The following is a 15,702-nucleotide window of genomic DNA, read 5'->3' on the forward strand; positions in this document are numbered from 1 at the left end:
GCGTAGCCGCTAAGTGGCCCGCAGCCGAAGCGCCAACCCACTGGCCCGCACTGCGCGCCGCTCGATGGCGGCACGAACCGTGGCCTCGCCGCCGACTACCCGCACCTTTATCTTGGCGCGCGTGACCGCGGTGTAGAACAGCTCCCGGGTGAGCAGCCGCGAATCCTCCTGCGGCATCAGCACAGTCACCTCGTCGGCCTGGCTACCCTGGCTCTTGTGAATGGTCATGGCATGCAGAGTCTCGACGTCCGACAGCCTGCTGCTTGCGAAGTCGAGCAAACCGCCGGCGCCGGCGATGACGGCCCGTAGCTGGCCCTCGCTGTTCAGCACCGTCACCCCGATGTCGCCGTTGTACACGCCGAGCCCATAGTCATTGGCGGTGACGAGCACCGGCCGGCCGGGATACCACGACGACCAGATCGACTCGCCCGTCGCCTCGGCCAGCCACCGTTCGACCTGACGGTTCCAGTGCGCGATCCCGAACGGCCCGCGCCGGTGCGCGCACAACAACCGATGTTCGTCAAGCGTGGCCAGCGCGGCTCGTGCATCGCCGAGCACGGCAGCCTGGCGCAACCGAACCGCGTGTGGCACCAGCACATTTCGCAGCCGCTCAGGAGCGTCGTCGGTGGCCAGCCACTCGATGTGATCCCCGCCGGCCCGGAGCACGTCGATCGCCAGGTCGGCGTCACCCGACCGGATCGCCGACGCCAGCTCGCCGATCGATTCACCGAACCGGTGCGATGTCTGCAACGCCGCCAGCGCGTGGTCGCGCGGGCCGAGCCCGTCGACCAGGTCGGCCAGTACCGCACCGGCTTCCACCGAAGCCAGCTGATCCGGGTCACCCACCAGCAGCAGCCGCGCCTGCGGGCGCACCGACTCCAGCAGGCGCGCCATCATCGTCAGCGACACCATCGAGGTCTCGTCGACGACGATCACATCGTGGGGCAACCGGTTGCCGCGGTGATGCCGGAAACGCGACGAGGTATCGGGACGGCTACCCAACAGGCGGTGCAAGGTGGTTGCCCGCAGGCCCGAGACGCGTTGCCGGTCAGCAGCATCCAACTTGTCGATCTCCAGTTGCACCGCCTCGTTGAGCCGGGCGGCCGCCTTGCCTGTCGGTGCCGACAGAGCGATGCGCAGCCGCGGCCTGCCGTCCCGCTCCGCCTGTTCGGCGAACAGCGCCAGCAACCGGGCCACCGTGGTCGTCTTTCCCGTCCCCGGTCCTCCGGTGAGGACCGTGAGGCGCTGCCCGAGGGCAATGCGTGCGGCCGCCCGCTGTTCTTCGTAGCCGGACGGGAACAACCGCTCAATGCCGGGCGGATGTTGCGAACTGCGAGCGGCCAGCAGCGCAGTGAAGTCCTGGGCGACCTGCTGTTCCTCGCGCCAGTATCTGTCCAGATACAACAGACGGTCGTCGTAAACCCGTAGCGCCGTCGGACTTTGGGTCAGCGGGCTGGCCAGCACGGCCGCGATCATGTCGACTGCACTGGGCCAAGGCAGGTCGGGGACGCCCACCTGGGCTTCGACCGACGTCAGGTCGACACACACCGAGCCACCGCGCAGCGCCCGGACCGCCAACGCGATCGCCAGCGCGACGGACGGATTGGTTTCCCCCGACATCGTCGTGAGCCGTTGCGCCACATGGACATCCGCGGATTCGATGACGCTGGCGTCGTTGAAGGTGCGCAGCAGGCCGGTCGCGCTGACAGCCTGCCGACGGTCGGTGGGGTCGAGAATTTCCGACGGATTCGTCATGCCATCTCCCGGCGTGCGTCGAGCAGATCGGACAACGCCGTCACCAGCGCGACCGGCGGCGCCCAGCTGAACACCCCAGCCGGATGGCCGTCCATCACCGGCGTGGCGGGGCCACACATCCCGCGCACAAACAGATACAGCACGCCACCGAGATGCCGCTGCGGATCGTATCCCGGTTGCCGCCAGCGCAGAAACCGGTGCAGCACAACGCTGTACAGCAATGCCTGCAGCGGGTAATCGGAATGCAGCATTGCCGCGGCCATGCGCGTCGGCGTGTAGTCCGCGGCGGTCAGCGGTCGGTCCGGATCGCCCAACCAATTGGTTTTATAGTCGACGACCAGGTAGCGATGCATCCCGCCGGCGGGGATGCGCAGCACGGCATCGATCGAACCACTCAGATATCCGCGCAGTGACTGCCCGCCCAGCGCTTCACCGCTGAGCCTGTCGGCATAGGAGGCCAGCGGATCGTCGGCAGGAAGATGCGACCGCAGCAGCAGTCCGACATCGGAGAGCCGGATATCAGTCGCGGTGCCGCGACCATCGCCACCGGCCAGTGGGAACTCGAAATCCAACTCTCGCAACCGATCCGGCAGACCAATCTGCCGCAGCGTCAAACCGTCGGCCAGCGGACCCAGCGCAGTGTCATGCATCGGGACCAGGGCCGCAGCCAATTCACCGGTGGGCACCTCCCCCGGCCACCACACCGAGTGCGTCTGGATCTGTGCCTCGAGCTCACCGGCGAGGTCGACCGCCAACGGATCGCTGGTTTCCAAGACCGCGTGCACCAGCGTGCCGAACCTGGCACCGGTGGGCAGCGCACCCATGGGTGAGGGCACCTCCGATGCGGGTGCCGCAGCAACGAGGGGGATGTCACCGGCTTCGTCATCGAGCTCGGTGGTCTCCGGTTCACTGCTCACACCCGTGGCTGCCGTCTTCTCGGTGACCCGGATGAGCCCCGAGTAAGAGGTACGCCGCCACGCGGTGTCGATCGGGCGATGAAAGTGCCGGATCCCAAGATCCGACGGCGGCGCCGGTTCGGACATCGTTGGGACCGAGGCGATCACGGATTCCTCCACGACCGGCCCGCCCGCGGTCTCCCATTCCTGCAGGCGGGCCCAGGCATCCTCGTCGCTGATCTTCGCGGGCGTGCAACGGTCCGGAACCACCGTTTCTCCGGGCCGCCGCCCGCGCAACAGCCGCGACAGACCACCGTTGGGTTCGTCGAACGCCGGCGACCACCAGGCCACCACTTGCGATTGGGCTCGGGTCATCGCGACGTAGGTCAACCGGCTGTCGTCGTTGGCAGCTTCCTTGCTGCCCAGCTGTTCGACGACGGGAAAATCCGGGCTGTCCTTGCCACCGACATGCAGACAGCGCACACCCTGGTCGTGGAACAACACCAGGTCGCGTTCCCGGATATTGCGATTGAACGCGAACGGCAGATACACCACCGGGTACTGCAGACCCTTGCTCACCCACACCGTCATGATCTGGACGGCGGCGGCATCGCTGTCGATCCGGCGTTTGCGTTCGCTGGCACCACCCCGCTCGTCACGCTGGTCGCGCAGCCAGTCCCGCAGTGCGGGCAGCGAATAGCGCTCGCGGTGGGCAATCTCCTGCAACAGTTGGGTCACGTGCGCCAGGTCGGTCATGTGCCGCTCACCACCATGCCACGACAGCACGCGGTCGCTCATGCCGTTGCGCTGCGCGGCCTCGAAGATCGCGGCGACGCCGCGCTCCCGGGCGTGGTCCGTCCACTCCCGTAGGGTGTCGGCTACCCGGTCGGTCAGCGCATCACCACCGGCAGCGAGATCGGCTGCCGTGTGACCGAAGAACATCGTCGCAGCGGCAGCGCGGACCACGCCGGGCCGGTGCGGCTGATCGAACGCCTCCAACAGGGACAACCAGTCGTCGGCGGCCGCCGAGCTGAACACGTCCGAGTCACCGGTGTACACCGCCTGGATGCCTGCCTCGGTCAGTGCGCGGTGACAGGCGCGGGCGTCCTTGTGCGTCTCGACAATCACCGCGACGTCGCGGGCCGCGATCGGCCGACCGTCATAGGTCGCCCCGCTCGCCAACAGCGCGCCGATGTCAGCGGCCAGATCGCGGCCGATGTGTTCCCGCAGGACGTCGATCGGCAGGTTCTGAACACCGCTGCGGCCCAGCGTGTTCCGTTGTACGACCCGAAGCCGGAACGGATCGTTCCTGGGGGCCCCGGCCAGACGGTGGCCCTGGTGATACGCCTGCACCTCGTGGACCACGATGGCGGGGTCACCGAGTTCGGCACCACCCAACACGGCCTGCAGGCGATCGACGAGCGCCCGGTCGCTGCGCCAGTTGGTGGCCAGCGTCCGTCTGTCGCCCGCCGTCCGTGCCGCACGAAGATAGGTGACGATGTCACCGCCACGGAAGGCGTAGATCGCCTGTTTCGGGTCGCCGATCAGGATCAGCGTGGACCGCCCGCTGAATGCACGTTCGAGTACCTGCCACTGCACCGGATCGGTGTCCTGGAACTCGTCAACCATGACGATGGGCCAGCGTTGGTGCATGCGGGCGCGGGCCGGTGACTCCTCGGCGTCCAGCGCCTCGGCCAACCGGCTGAGCAGGTCGTCGTAGCCGAGTATGCCGCGCCGCCGTTTGCGCTTCTCCAATTCGGCCAGCACATCTTTCGCGAAATCCACCCGCGATGCGGCCGGAGTGCCCGGCTGCGGGTCGAGCGGACGAAGCTGCGTGCACGGGTTGTTGACCACGTTGCGCGCAATGCGCAGTGCGTCGGAATAGGTCAGTGCGGGAGCATCGCGCACCCGACCGAAATGCGCCAGGTAGAGATCGTCGACGATCTCGGTGACCAGTTCGTCGAGGTCTTCGACCAGCGTGACACCCGCATCGGTATCGCCGGCTACCCCGAGCGATTTCAGTACCAGCTGGCAGAACTGATGGATGGTGGCGATGGTCGCTGCATCGAAGCCGGCCAGCGCGTCGCGCAGCCGTTGCTGGCGCTCGCGGCGCTCCTCCTCGCTGCCCTGCACCAGGTGTTGCACCAGTTCGTTGTCGCCGGCCGCCGGATCGTCGAAGGCCCGCAGCGCATCAACGATCTGGCAGCGAACGCGCTCGCGAAGTTCCAGGCTGGCCGCCCGGCCGAACGTGACAAGCAACATCTCATCGAGGGTGGCCCGGCCCTCGGCCAGATAGCGGGTGACCAAGCCGGCCAGCGCGAACGTCTTGCCGGTGCCGGCGCTGGCTTCCAGCACGGTGGTGGATCGCTCAGCGGGCAGCGGGCCCAAGAGATCGAATGCCTGCATCACCCCGGCGGCCTTTCCGCGCGCAGCATGGGCAGCCACACGCGAGCGGCGAAGGCGCCCAGGCGGTTGTCCTCGGCACCGCATTCCTCACCGGGCCGCAACGGTTGCATCAGCCGGGTCAGCGGCGCGTTCCTGCCCCAGGCTTGCACCTGAGCCGGCTCGTCCACCTCGTACTTCCACCGGTACCGGGCCGCTGTCACCGGGTCTTCGCGACTGAGACGGGCCGCCGCCCACGCGTAGGAAGTCTTGACCGGCAACGGAATCGGCTCCCGGCGCCCGGCATCGTAGATCGCGACCAGCTCCCGTAGCACCTCGACGGGCGCCACCTCCTGCGGGCGCCCCAAGCCCTCCTCCCGCGGGGTCGTCCCGCGCTTCGGCCGGCCGATGCACACCGCCGACCAGTCCCGGTCCGGTGCGTGAGCGAGCAGGCCCAACAACAGGATCCACGACTCGATCAGGTGCTTGCCACCGATTTTGGAATACCTCACCGGCACCAGCCGATCGCCGAACACCTGCGGCACCGTGCCGGTTAGGCGCCGGGAGCCGAGGTCGACGTCGATGTCGTAGGCCCTCGCGTCGCCGCGACGATAGCCGCGTGCTGCATCGGCCAGCAAAGCCGCCTGGCCGCGGATCTCGGTCACCTTGCGCCAGCCGAGCTGCCCGGGCGGCAGGGTGCCGCGACGCCACTCCGCATTGCGCGCCTCGTCCGGTTCCATGCCGCCCAGGATGTCGTTCAGCATCCGGTCGCCGACCGTCCATGCCTCGAGATCGTCGATATCGACCGGCATCGCGTCCTGGACGCCGTCGACGTCCCACGGCAGCGTGTACACGAGCGCGCGGAAAAATCCTTTGACCGGATCTTTGAAGAAGTCGACCAGATCGGCCAGGACGACGTCAGCGGGTGGGGGTTGGGGCAGCGGTCCGTCGATGAACTTCGGTTGCGGGCCCCGTATTCCGGCGGCCGACCGGGCCGCCCGCAGCACGGTCGGATCGAAGCTGAACGGCACCCCGGCCACCAGTCGGCCCGGTTGCACATTGCGGACATCGAAGGGCTGCAGAGGATGTTCGACCACTATCCGAGAGCGGACCTGCGCGCTGGTCGTCATATCCAGGGTGTCGAGCAGTTCTGCCAGCGGCACCGCGGGCGGTCGGCGTTGACCCGAGTGTTCGTTGGCGCCGGTGTAGGTAATGACCAGATGGCTGGTCGCCGCGCCGATGGCATCGAGCAGCAGTTGACGGTCCTCGGAACGGATGTCGCGTTCGCCGGTCAACGGGCGGCGAGCCAGGACGTCGTCGCCGTCTACGACACCGAGTCGGGGGAACACGCCGTCATCCAGACCGACCAGGCAGATCACCCGGTGGGGGACCGAACGCATCGGCACCATGGTGCACACGGTCAGGGTGCCGGTCCGGAAGTTGGCGCGGGTGGGACGCCCGGCCAGGTGACGCTGCAGCAGTGCGCGGATGTCGGTGAGTTGCAGCGAGGTCTCCGACCGGTCGCCCGCGGTGCGAAGCACGTCGGCGAATTCGCTCTGCATCTGGTTGGTCTGCCAGGCGTCAGCATCCTCGGTGCGGGTCAGCAACGCTATGCCGCCGGACAGGGCGGCCAACCACTCCCGCAGTGGCCGGGTGCCGGTCAGCGAGTCGACCACGCGCTGCAACCGATCGATGAACTCGGCGAACTTGCCGACCAGTTCGGTGCGGTTGCTGCCGACATCGTCCAGCGGCAGCGTCGAATCGATCCAGGCGCGCGAAGCCTCGGACATCGCGACACCAGCCAGGATCCGGTCGACGCCGAACCGCCAAGTGTTGTGCACGAAGTCGACGCCGAACGGTCGGCGATGCTCCTGATCGAAACCCCACCGGATGTTGGACTGCCGCACCCAGCCGGTGATGTCCTCCAGATCGTCGTCGCCGAACCCGAACCGGGCGCGCACCGGAGCGGCCTGGGCGAGATTGAGGACCTCGCTGGCGGTGGCCCGGCCCCCGGCCAACGACAGCAATTCCGATGCGACGCCGAGCAGCGGATTCGTCTGCAGCAGAGAGCGGTCGGCGAGACGCACCCGCAGGCGGTGCGCGGGATGCAGATTGTCGACCACGTCACCGAGGCCGAAATCCGCGACGATCAACGGCGCGTAGGTCTCGATGTCAGGACACATCACCAGGATGTCGCGCGGCTCCAGCGTCGGGTCCTCAGCGAGCAGCCCGAGCAGCACCTCGCGCAACACGTCGATCTGGCGGGCCGGGCCGTGGCAGCTGTGCACCTGAACCGAGCGGTCGTCGTCGGCCAGCGTGCGACCTGCCGGCCGGACAGCATTGGCGGCCAGATCGGCCTGTAGCCAACCGAGCAGCGTGGCCGGCCGGTCGGGACCGCTCAGCGCCTCATCGGTGGCGGGGTGGTCAGGCAGCCCCCGTTGCAGCTCGCGCTGATCCCGACCCAAGGTCGCCAGCAACGGGTGGCCGACCGTGCGGTGGCTGGTGTCCGCGCGCCGCGGTATGGCACCGTGCCGGCCGGCGAGGGACCGCCACAGCTCATCGCTGGGGTGTGGCAGCCACAGGTGCAGCTCGTGATGGGTGGCGACCGCCTCCAACAGTTCGATGTCGGTGCACGCCAGCCGGGTGTGCCCGAACAGAGACAACCGGGCTGGTAGATCGGCGGGACCGCCGCGCAGGCGAGCAAGCGTTGTGGCGTGCCGGACGTGCGGTGGATCGGCGGGAATGATCGCCACCAGGGCCCGCCACAGTTCGGGCTGCCAGGCCAGGTCACCCTCGAGGTCACCGACGTCGCCGTCCAGCCAGTCGACGAGCAGACCGGGACGTTGCCGGGCGTAGGACGCGAAAAGCCCGGCCAGCCGGCGGGCGACCGCGTACCGCCGCCCCCGGCGCAACTCGGCCTCGTCGCCAACGTCGAAGTGACCCAGATGCTTTGCCAGAGTGCGACACCACGGCTGGTCCAGCGAGCAGTCGATCACCTGCAGGAGCGGCCAGGTCATCGCCTCCGGCGACCACGGGTCGCCGTCGGTGGTGCCGGTGAGTTCAGCGATCAGGGAAGCCGGGCTGCGGAAAGCGACCCCGGCGCACACGCCGTCGCCGCGATCTGGCCCCGCGCCCAACCGGTGGGACAGACGCTGACTCAACCAGCGTTCGACGCCGCGGGCCGGTACCAACACCAGGTCCTGGGCGAACGGGTCCGGCGGCGGCACAGTCAGCAGGGTGCCGAGACCGTCAGCAAGCAGATCGGTCCGTTCAGCCCGGTGAAGATGAAGCGCCATCGCGGGCCACCATAGACCGCCGCTGCGACACTGCCTGGTCGCGACCCGCTGCGCCCGGCTTCGCCGCGCTTGCGATCGCTCCGCGCTATCTGGTCGCGACCCGCTGCGCCCGGCTTCGCCGCGCTTGCGATCGCTTCGCGCTATCTGGTCGCGACCCGCTGCGCCCGGCTTCGCCGCGCTTGCGATCGCTGGGGGCGGCTCGCGTGGCAGCATGAGGTCATGGAGACCTGGGACGCCATCTGCGCGCGGCGAAATGTTCGTCAGTACACGAACGAGTCGTTGTCCGACACCGACCTGGACCGCATCGCCGAGGCCGGGTGGCGGGCGCCGTCGGCCAAGAACCGGCAGCCGTGGGACTTCGTCATCGTCACCGAACGCGCTGTGCTGCAAGAACTTTCGACCGTGTGGATGGGTGCCGGTCACATCGCATCGGCCGCGGCCGCCATCGTGCTCGTGGTGCCGGTTCCGCCGGACGAGCGCAGAAAAGTCATCGACCAGTACGACGTGGGCCAGGCGACCATGGCGATGATGCTCGCGGCTACCGACCTGGGTATCGGCACCGGGCATTCATCGGTGGGGGACCAGGACAAAGCGCGGGCGATCCTGGGCGTTCCGGACGATCACCTCGTGGCGTTCATGCTCGGCATCGGATACCCCGCCGACCGGCCGCTGCGGCCCATCCGCAAACCGGACCGACGGCCGTTCGACGAGGTTGTCCATCGTGGCCGCTGGTGAGGCGACGGACCCGCAGCCGCGGACTCGGTCGCGCCGCACGACCGTCTGGAACGTCATCGGTTATCTGCTCTACGCCGCGATGGTGGCCGCCGGACTGGTAGCCGTCTGGATCTCACTGTTCTTCGCTATGGCCACCGACGGCTGCCACGATTCTGCCTGCGACGCCAGCTACCACGTGTACCCGGCGATGCTGACCATGTGGATCGGAGTTCCCGTCGCACTACTGCTCACGCTGGTGGTCATGCTGGTGCAGTCGATCCGGGGCAAGATCGTGGTGGTCTGGCCGCTGCTCGGATTGCTGGCGCTGGGCGGCGTTTACCTGATGTCGCTGAAAATTTTGCACTGACCGGTCCCACGACCGGACATCGATACGGGCATGCTGGGGCCATGGACCGAAACGAGATCACCGAGCAGATCGTGATTGCCCGCCTGGCCAAAGGGGTGAGCTGGCAGCAGCTGGCCGACGCCATCGACAGACCGCTGCTGTGGACCACGTCGGCGCTGCTCGGTCAGCACCCCGTCCCGGCCGAACTGGGCAAAATCCTGGTCGAGTTGCTGGGACTGGACGCGTCGGCCATACCGGTGCTGGCGGCACCCCCGATGCGCGGCGGACTGCCCACCGCCGTGCCGACCGATCCCACCATCTACCGCTTCTACGAAGCGCTTCAGGTCTACGGCGGCGCGCTGAAAGAGATCATTCACGAGCAGTTCGGCGACGGCATCATGAGCGCGATCAACTTCAGTGTCGACCTGCAGAAGAAGCCGCACCCGTCAGGTGACCGGGTGGTGGTGACGTTCGATGGGAAATTCCTTCCCTACCAATGGACTTCGGCGCACGATTGACATGGCCAACGAGAAGGTGGCCGACCAGCGGCCCAAGGCGGCGCGTCGCAAGCCCGTCGACCTGGTGTTGTCCGGTGGCGGCGTCAAAGGCGTCGGACTGGTCGGGGCCGTGGTCGCCCTGATGGACGCCGGATACGCGGTCAAACGGGTCTCCGGCGTCTCCGCCGGTTCGCTGGTCGGATCGATCCTGGCCGCTTCGTCCGTCGGCGACACACTGACCACCGACCAGCTCAAGGAGATCGCACTCACTCTGCCGTATCAGAAATTCCGCGACAGCGGACCGGTCGGGCATCTGCCGGTGGTCGGTCAGGCCTGGGGATTGCTACGCGAAAGTGGTTTGTATCGCGGCGATTTCGCGCATCAGTGGATCCGCAGCGAGCTGAAGAACCTGGGTGTGACGACGTTCGGCGACCTCGCCTTGACCGACCGGCAGATCAGTGCCGAGCGCCGCTACCGACTGGTCGTGACCGTCACCGACATCACCACCGGGCAGTTGGTGCGGCTGCCCTGGGACTACGAACGGCTGTACGGACTGGATCCCGACGAGCAACTGGTCGCCGACGCGGTGCGCGCGTCGATGTCGATTCCGTTCTACTTCCGCCCGGTCACGCTGACGAGCGCTGCCGGAGTCACCTCGACCCTGGTGGACGGCGGTGTGCTGTCGAATTTTCCGATCGACTCTTTCGACCGGCTCGACTGCAAGGCCCCGCGCTGGCCCACCTTCGGCGTCACGGTGGTGCCCAATCTGCCCGAAGGCAACGACCAGATGATTCCGGGCGTGAGCGCGTTGCGTCTACTGGGACCACCGTCGGTGTTGCTCGAGCAGTTGATCACCACCATGTTCGTCGGTCATGACCAGACCTATCTGAACCAGCCCTGGGTCAGTGCCCGCGTGATCCGCGTCGACTCGACCGCGGTCAACTTCCTGGACTTCGGCATCTCACGCCAGGACGCTGAAGCGTTGTACGACAAGGGATATCAGGCGGCCGAGACGTTCCTGTCCACGTGGAACTGGGTGGAATACCTCGAAAAATTCCGGCAGTACCAGTAACGGGCGACCTACAGGCCGAATTCCTTCTCGATCCCGTCGATGCCGGCCCGGATCGCCTTGAGCGCGTCGGCCCGCGCGCGCAACTTGGTCGCGGCGTGCGCCGACTGGTGCAAGTGGGCGAACTCGTGTGCGGCTTCCTCGGCACGCGCGACCACCATGTCCGGCAACGCCATCTCGTCGATGAACCCGGCGGCCAGGGCCGTCTCCCCGAAGAACGTCTTGGCCAGGCCGGTGGCCTGCTGGTAAGCCGACCGGGTCAACCGAAGCTGCAGGACCTCCAGGGCCGCCCAGGGGATCACCATGCCGATAGCGACCTCATTGGCCTGAATGTTGTACGCGTGCGCGGCGATGCGGTGGTCACCGGAGCACAGCAGAAATGCGCCCATCGCGATCGCCGGACCGGTGCACGCCATCACCACCGGCTTGGGATAGGACAACAGCCGATGCGACAATTCGAAGCCGCCGCGCAGCATGTCGATCGCTGGCTGCGCCTCGCCGGAGGTCAGCACCTTCAGGTCGAAACCGCCGCTGAACACCCGCTCGTTGCCGGTGATCACCAGGGCTTTGACGTTGTCGCTGTCGGCCTGGTCGATCGCGTCGTTGAGCGCCTGCTGCATGGTGGGACCCAGCGCGTTGACCTTGCCGTCGTCCATCCGGATGACGCCGATGCTCTCATCATGGGTGTAGACGACCGGACCGCTCATGGGTGACTCCTTCGCTGGGGCAACGGAGTCGATTGTTACACGCGTTGACTGCGGTGCTTGCCCAGCTCGTTCTCTGCGTCACCCCAGCGCAGGCTGACGTCTGTCGGCTCATCGAGCTGCCGGGTCCGCCACCTGTCCTGGGTCTCCTGCACGGCGCGGTTGATCCGATCGATCTCCCCGCGGAACACCTCGGGCCGCGTTTCCTTGCTCGCGTAGTGGAAGTACGTCAGCAAGGTGCGCAGCAGCTCGAGCTTCTGCTTCTCCCGCTTCGCCAAGTCGTGTGTGGTCATCAATTCGATGCGCTGCACCGGCGGCAGGGCGTCCCAGTCCAGCACCACCCTGGTCTGCAGCGCGCGACGCGGGCGCTGCCAGAACTTCCAGCCACGTGGCTGCTCCGGCCGGTCGTAGTAGACCACCGTTCCTTCGAAGCGGGATTCGACACCATGGCCGATCTCGGCACGGTCGAGCGCTGAATCCCACACCATCCGCCACTCCTGGCCGGGAGCCAGGGTAGGCAGTTCGTGCGGCAGCTGGAGCTCCACCACGTCGGCGTAGCCGTCGGAGGCATTCTCGTATTCCGCGACGGTGGGCGGGTTGGGGAAGTTGAACCGGATGTCGTACGCGGCGGTGCGCCCGAAGTTGCGCACCACCAACTCGATGACATGCCAGTCCGCGACATGCGGCTCCATCAGCATGGCGACATAGGGCCGGGTCTTTTCGGCGGCCAGCGCGCGATTGCGCTGCAGTTGCCGGTGGGTGAAGATCAGCGCGACGACGCCGAGCGCCAGGGCCGCCCAGGCAGCCCACGCCAACCAGGTACTGGACTCCACGTTCTCGAACCCGTGCCAGCTTCCTTGGACCCAACCCATGGAACCCGCCCTTCGCTCACCGGATGTAGCTGTGATGATCGTAGAGGGGCTTGCTGTGTATTGCTGCCAGACGTATCGACCGAGCGCAGAAGATTGTCCGTGTTCGCCGCCCGGCGCTCAGCCGCCCATCAACATGCGCCATTGATCCAGGTTGGCGGGCCGGTACACGTAGTTGGTGCGTTTGACCGTCGACAGCGATGCGCTGGGGTCGGCCGCGTACCAGTGCCCGGGAAACACCGTCGGGTCACCGGGTAGGCCGGCGAGTTGCTGCAGGCTGCGATACATCTCGTCGGAATCGCCGCCGGGGAAGTCGGTGCGACCGCACCCGTCCAGGAACAGCGTGTCGCCGGCGACCAGCCGTCCGTCGAGCAGGAAGCACTGGCTGCCCGGGGTGTGTCCGGGCGTGTGCAACAGTTCGATGTCGATGTCGCCGACGCTGATCTTGTCGCGGTGCTCGTGCGTGGTCAGATCGCTCATCGGGATTCCGGTGATCCGCGAGACCCACACCGCCTCGTGGGTGTTGACGTGCACCGGCACGCTCACCCGTTCCAGTAACTCCGCCAGCCCTTTGAGTTCAAACCCCATCATGGAGCCGCCGACGTGGTCCGGGTGGTGATGCGTCACCAGGACACCGGACAGCTGCAGGCCGTCCGCTTCCAGCGCGTCGACCAGGTCGCCGGCGGCATACGCCGGGTCCACCACCACGCAGTCGCCCGTCTGGCGGTCGCCGATCAGGTAGGCGAAATTTCGCATCTGAGCCGCGATGGGGTCGCCGGCGGCAAAGTCGCGACCGGAGAGTAACTGGCGAAAATAAAGACGGTCCGAATCTGGCACGTCACCAGAGTATGGGGAGCGGGCAAGCGCGCTGAGTGCGGTGGCGGTCGCACCCGGCCGGGGGTCGCGGCCGGCGCTGTCGCAGCCCGGCGGTTTGGAGACGCTGTGGGCCAGGTTGTACCCTCTTTTAGGCCCTTGAGAGCGCACCGCACGACTGGTCGCTACGGGTGAACGGCCCCCTTAGCTCAGTCGGTAGAGCGTTTCCATGGTAAGGAAAAGGTCAACGGTTCGATTCCGTTAGGGGGCTCGGCGGACGCCGAGCAAGGCGGACGGCACGTACCAGAGGCGATGTAGCTCAGTCGGTTAGAGCGAACGACTCATAATCGTTAGGTCGCCGGTTCGAGTCCGGCCATCGCTACAAGACAACATTGGCACTTCGAGAGAGACCTGAGAGAACAAAGTCATGGCTTCCAGTACCGACGTCCGGCCCAAGATCACTTTGGCGTGCGAAGTGTGCAAGCACCGTAACTACATCACCAAGAAGAACCGCCGTAACGATCCGGACCGGTTGGAGCTGAAGAAGTTCTGCCCGAATTGCGGCAAGCATCAGGGGCACCGCGAGACGCGTTGACGCGTGCGGGGAATTTTCACACTGATCCGGAAGATTTAGGTAGGTTCAAGAGCCGTGCCCTTGAGCGCAGACATCGTCGGGATGCACTATCGCTACCCCGACCATTACGTGGTCGAGCGGGAGAAGATTCGCGAATACGCCAGCGCCGTCCAAAACGACGACCCGGTGTTCTTCGGTGAAGACGCGGCGGCCGAGTTGGGTTACTCCGGCCTGGCGGCTCCGCTGACGTTCATCTGTGTGTTTGGATACAAGGCGCAATCGGCATTCTTCGACCACGCCAACATCGCGATTTCGGACGAGAAGATCGTCCAGATCGACCAGATCCTGAAATTCCAGAAGCCGATTGTGGCGGGCGACACGCTGTACTGCGACGTGTACGTAGATTCGGTGCGTGAGTCGCACGGCACTCAGATCATCGTGACCAAGAACATCATCACCAACGACGCCGGCGAGACAGTGCAAGAGACCTACACAACCCTGGCCGGCCGCGCCGGTCAGGACGGAGAAGAGGGATTTTCTGATGGCTCTGCGTGAGTTCAGTTCGGTGCAGGTGGGTGACCAGCTCCCAGAGCGGATCTACCCGCTGACCCGCCAGGATCTGGTCAACTATGCCGGTGTCTCGGGTGACCTCAACCCGATTCACTGGGACGACGAGATCGCCAAGATGGTCGGGTTGGACACCGCGATCGCGCACGGCATGCTGACGATGGGCATCGGCGGCGGTTACGTCACGTCGTGGGTGGGAGATCCCGGCGCGGTTACCGAGTACAACGTGCGGTTCACCGCCATCGTCCCGGTTCCCAACGACGGCAAGGGCGCTGAGCTGGTGTTCAGCGGCCGGGTGAAGTCCGTCGACCCCGAGAGCAAGTCGGTGACCATCGCGCTGACGGCCACCACCGGTGGCAAGAAGATCTTCGGCCGGGCCATCGCCTCGGCGAAGCTGGCGTAGCGGATGGCCCTCAAGACCGACATTCGTGGGATGACGTTCGAGTACCCCGACTACTTCGAGGTGGGCCGCGAGCAGGTTCGGCAGTTCGCACGGTCGACGAAGTGCGACACCCGGGCCAATTTCGACGAGGACGCGGCTGCCGAGCTCGGCTACGACGCGATTCTGGCCCCGCTGACCTTCGTATCGATCCTGGCGAAACTGATCCAGGACGATTTCTTCCGCAACGTCGACGTGGGTTTTGAGACGATGCAGATCGTGCAGGTCGACCAGAGATTCGTCTACCACAAGCAGATCAAGGTCGGCGACAAGCTGTACGGCAGCCTGCGCGTCGAATCCGTCAACGAACGTTTCGGTGCCGACATCGTCGTCACGAAGAACTTCTGCCACAACCAGGACGGCGACCTGGTGCTGGAGGCGTTTACGACCCTGATGGGGCACGAGGGGGACAACTCCATCCAGCTCAAGTGGGACAAGGAAACCGGGCAGGTCGTCCGGACCGCGTAATTAGTATCTGGGACCTGCGTCGATGTACACTCGGACCTCGGGTTTTCCCATCACAAGCGCGCTGTCCGTCGGTTCGCAGTACCGCACGGGGAGCGCGCGAGTTGTGTAAGCCCGTAAAGGGGCGTAGCTCAACTGGCAGAGCAGCGGTCTCCAAAACCGCAGGTTGCAGGTTCAAGTCCTGTCGCCCCTGCTGAGGCCGGCCCGGCTGGAGCGAGGAGCCGGACCGCAGGTGTGCCGTGCCATGGTGGACACTGGAACAGTGACCCGTCGAACAGGTACGGCGCGCGGAATAGTTGACGAACGAAGGAGCACG

13 protein-coding genes, 3 tRNA genes and 1 pseudogene are annotated in these 15,702 nt (G+C 66.4%); 11 read left to right on the forward strand and 6 right to left on the reverse strand.

The features are described 5' to 3' along the window. Window positions 1–9 precede the first annotated feature (9 nt). Genes recD through recC form a run of 3 tightly spaced genes read right to left on the reverse strand, consistent with a single transcriptional unit; the run spans window position 10 to window position 8,329 of the window. Window positions 10–1,755, reverse strand: a complete 1,746-nt coding sequence (gene recD, locus AC5Y5Z_RS03815) for an exodeoxyribonuclease V subunit alpha (RefSeq protein WP_499923482.1) — start codon at window positions 1,753–1,755, stop codon at window positions 10–12. Then, the gene (recB, locus tag AC5Y5Z_RS03820; protein ID WP_499923485.1) at window positions 1,752–5,057 is read right to left on the reverse strand and encodes an exodeoxyribonuclease V subunit beta; all 3,306 of its coding nucleotides are present in this window, start codon (window positions 5,055–5,057) and stop codon (window positions 1,752–1,754) included. Before recB ends, recD begins: the two co-directional genes overlap by 4 nt. Continuing rightward, window positions 5,057–8,329 (reverse strand): exodeoxyribonuclease V subunit gamma, encoded by a 3,273-nt coding sequence (recC, locus tag AC5Y5Z_RS03825; RefSeq protein ID WP_499923489.1) that lies wholly within the window; start codon window positions 8,327–8,329, stop codon window positions 5,057–5,059. The genes recB and recC overlap by 1 nt, the downstream gene beginning before the upstream one ends. 219 nt (window positions 8,330–8,548) lie before the next feature. On the opposite strand from recC, the gene AC5Y5Z_RS03830 reads away from it, so the two are divergent. The 4 genes from AC5Y5Z_RS03830 to AC5Y5Z_RS03845 all read left to right on the forward strand — a co-directional run bounded on the left by AC5Y5Z_RS03830 (window position 8,549) and on the right by AC5Y5Z_RS03845 (window position 10,958). Further along, on the forward strand, window positions 8,549–9,064 hold the full coding sequence (locus AC5Y5Z_RS03830; protein ID WP_473139357.1) for a nitroreductase family protein: 516 nt from the start codon (window positions 8,549–8,551) through the stop codon (window positions 9,062–9,064). Between the two features lie 79 nt (window positions 9,065–9,143). After that, complete coding sequence (locus AC5Y5Z_RS03835; protein ID WP_463825982.1) at window positions 9,144–9,410, forward strand: hypothetical protein; 267 nt, start codon at window positions 9,144–9,146, stop codon at window positions 9,408–9,410. A gap of 41 nt (window positions 9,411–9,451) precedes the next feature. After that, on the forward strand, window positions 9,452–9,907 hold the full coding sequence (cynS, locus tag AC5Y5Z_RS03840) for a cyanase (RefSeq protein ID WP_473139356.1): 456 nt from the start codon (window positions 9,452–9,454) through the stop codon (window positions 9,905–9,907). Between the two features lies 1 nt (window position 9,908). Next, window positions 9,909–10,958, forward strand: a complete 1,050-nt coding sequence (locus AC5Y5Z_RS03845; protein WP_499923494.1) for a patatin-like phospholipase family protein — start codon at window positions 9,909–9,911, stop codon at window positions 10,956–10,958. 8 nt (window positions 10,959–10,966) lie between these two features. On the opposite strand, the gene AC5Y5Z_RS03850 is transcribed toward AC5Y5Z_RS03845, so the two are convergent. From AC5Y5Z_RS03850 to AC5Y5Z_RS03860, 3 genes and pseudogenes are all read right to left on the reverse strand, one after another. Continuing rightward, window positions 10,967–11,662, reverse strand: a complete 696-nt coding sequence (locus tag AC5Y5Z_RS03850) for a crotonase/enoyl-CoA hydratase family protein (RefSeq protein WP_499923675.1) — start codon at window positions 11,660–11,662, stop codon at window positions 10,967–10,969. A gap of 36 nt (window positions 11,663–11,698) precedes the next feature. Further along, window positions 11,699–12,531 (reverse strand): annotated as a pseudogene (locus AC5Y5Z_RS03855) (DUF8453 domain-containing protein); the annotation flags it as partial. A 117-nt stretch (window positions 12,532–12,648) separates the two neighbouring features. Next, window positions 12,649–13,365, reverse strand: a complete 717-nt coding sequence (locus tag AC5Y5Z_RS03860; RefSeq protein WP_463825754.1) for an MBL fold metallo-hydrolase — start codon at window positions 13,363–13,365, stop codon at window positions 12,649–12,651. A 174-nt stretch (window positions 13,366–13,539) separates the two neighbouring features. Between AC5Y5Z_RS03860 and AC5Y5Z_RS03865 the strand changes: the two genes are divergently transcribed. From AC5Y5Z_RS03865 to AC5Y5Z_RS03895, 7 genes are all read left to right on the forward strand, one after another. Next, window positions 13,540–13,612: transfer RNA gene (locus AC5Y5Z_RS03865), tRNA-Thr, on the forward strand. A gap of 37 nt (window positions 13,613–13,649) precedes the next feature. Then, window positions 13,650–13,723, forward strand: a tRNA-Met gene (locus AC5Y5Z_RS03870). Between the two features lie 45 nt (window positions 13,724–13,768). Beyond that, a complete protein-coding gene (gene rpmG, locus AC5Y5Z_RS03875; RefSeq protein ID WP_036352522.1) occupies window positions 13,769–13,936 on the forward strand; it encodes a 50S ribosomal protein L33 in 168 nt (55 codons plus the stop codon). 54 nt (window positions 13,937–13,990) lie between these two features. After that, window positions 13,991–14,470, forward strand: coding sequence for a (3R)-hydroxyacyl-ACP dehydratase subunit HadA (gene hadA, locus AC5Y5Z_RS03880; RefSeq protein WP_463825755.1), 480 nt, complete (start codon window positions 13,991–13,993; stop codon window positions 14,468–14,470). Then, entirely contained in the window at window positions 14,457–14,885 is a 429-nt protein-coding gene (gene hadB / locus AC5Y5Z_RS03885) for a (3R)-hydroxyacyl-ACP dehydratase subunit HadB (RefSeq protein ID WP_463825756.1), read from the forward strand. The genes hadA and hadB overlap by 14 nt, the downstream gene beginning before the upstream one ends. Before the next feature lie 3 nt (window positions 14,886–14,888). After that, window positions 14,889–15,389: a (3R)-hydroxyacyl-ACP dehydratase subunit HadC gene (hadC, locus tag AC5Y5Z_RS03890; protein ID WP_463825757.1), complete on the forward strand. Its 501-nt coding sequence runs from the start codon at window positions 14,889–14,891 to the stop codon at window positions 15,387–15,389. A 117-nt stretch (window positions 15,390–15,506) separates the two neighbouring features. Then, a tRNA-Trp gene (locus AC5Y5Z_RS03895) sits at window positions 15,507–15,579 on the forward strand. Window positions 15,580–15,702: the final 123 nt, after the last annotated feature.

This window comes from Mycobacterium sp. NGS29, assembly GCF_059812965.1.

What these genes read in the sequence shown, in the direction of transcription:
- AC5Y5Z_RS03835 (WP_463825982.1), top strand. Translation starts at nt 9,144, where the DNA reads ATGGTGGCCGCCGGACTGGTAGCCGTCTGGATCTCACTGTTCTTCGCT.
- recC (WP_499923489.1), bottom strand. Translation starts at nt 8,329, where the DNA reads ATGGCGCTTCATCTTCACCGGGCTGAACGGACCGATCTGCTTGCTGAC.
- cynS (WP_473139356.1), top strand. Translation starts at nt 9,452, where the DNA reads ATGGACCGAAACGAGATCACCGAGCAGATCGTGATTGCCCGCCTGGCC.
- hadB (WP_463825756.1), top strand. Translation starts at nt 14,457, where the DNA reads ATGGCTCTGCGTGAGTTCAGTTCGGTGCAGGTGGGTGACCAGCTCCCA.
- AC5Y5Z_RS03830 (WP_473139357.1), top strand. Translation starts at nt 8,549, where the DNA reads ATGGAGACCTGGGACGCCATCTGCGCGCGGCGAAATGTTCGTCAGTAC.
- hadC (WP_463825757.1), top strand. Translation starts at nt 14,889, where the DNA reads ATGGCCCTCAAGACCGACATTCGTGGGATGACGTTCGAGTACCCCGAC.
- rpmG (WP_036352522.1), top strand. Translation starts at nt 13,769, where the DNA reads ATGGCTTCCAGTACCGACGTCCGGCCCAAGATCACTTTGGCGTGCGAA.
- recB (WP_499923485.1), bottom strand. Translation starts at nt 5,057, where the DNA reads ATGCAGGCATTCGATCTCTTGGGCCCGCTGCCCGCTGAGCGATCCACC.
- AC5Y5Z_RS03850 (WP_499923675.1), bottom strand. Translation starts at nt 11,662, where the DNA reads ATGAGCGGTCCGGTCGTCTACACCCATGATGAGAGCATCGGCGTCATC.
- recD (WP_499923482.1), bottom strand. Translation starts at nt 1,755, where the DNA reads ATGACGAATCCGTCGGAAATTCTCGACCCCACCGACCGTCGGCAGGCT.
- AC5Y5Z_RS03845 (WP_499923494.1), top strand. Translation starts at nt 9,909, where the DNA reads ATGGCCAACGAGAAGGTGGCCGACCAGCGGCCCAAGGCGGCGCGTCGC.